The organism is Amycolatopsis sp. WAC 01376 (genome assembly GCF_003947415.1).
Classification (GTDB): Bacteria; Actinomycetota; Actinomycetes; order Mycobacteriales; family Pseudonocardiaceae; genus Amycolatopsis.
On the sequence record NZ_QHKL01000029.1, the window covers coordinates 1 to 632 of the forward strand.

Here is a 632-nt window from a genome sequence, read left to right on the forward strand (position 1 = left end):
TCCGCCCGGTACACCTTCTACACCGAGGGCACCGCGGACCGGCTCGTCGCCGACCCCGGCCCGCTGCCCGAAGATGTGACGGCGCTCTCCCTCGGCACCCTCGGCATGGTCTTGGAGCCGGGCGCGAGCACCTACGAAACGCTGTTGCGCCGCGAATCCGCGCGCGGCGTGCTGACCGTGCTCGATCCGAACATCCGTGCGGCGCTGATCGAGGATCCGGCCGCGTACCGTGCGCGGTTCAAGTCCTGGCTGCCGCAAGTCCGCCTGCTCAAGAACTCCGACGACGACACGGAATGGCTCGCCGAAGGCGCCGACCCGGTCGACGCGGCAAAGGTCTGGACCTCTTGCGGAGTCGATGCCGTCGTGCTCACCCGAGGCGCCCAGGGGTTGTCCGTCATCACACGAGCGGGCGAAATCGCGCAGGTCCCGTCACGCCGGGTCGACGTCGTCGACACGATCGGCGCCGGTGACACCGTGCAAGGCGCCCTCCTGGCGTGGCTGTACTCGAACGGCGTGCGCGACGTGTCCACTCTCGACGCCGACGGCTGGCGTACGGCGCTCGAATTCGCGGCGAAAGCGGCGTCGATCACCGTCTCGCGGAGCGGGGCGGAACCGCCGACGGCCGAAGATAT

General features: G+C 69.6%; 1 protein-coding gene. It reads left to right on the forward strand.

Annotated features, from left to right (window positions below; all coding sequences use genetic code 11):
• The coding region (locus DMH03_RS41980) for a PfkB family carbohydrate kinase (protein ID WP_125797553.1) at positions 1–632 on the forward strand (632 nt) is incomplete at both ends.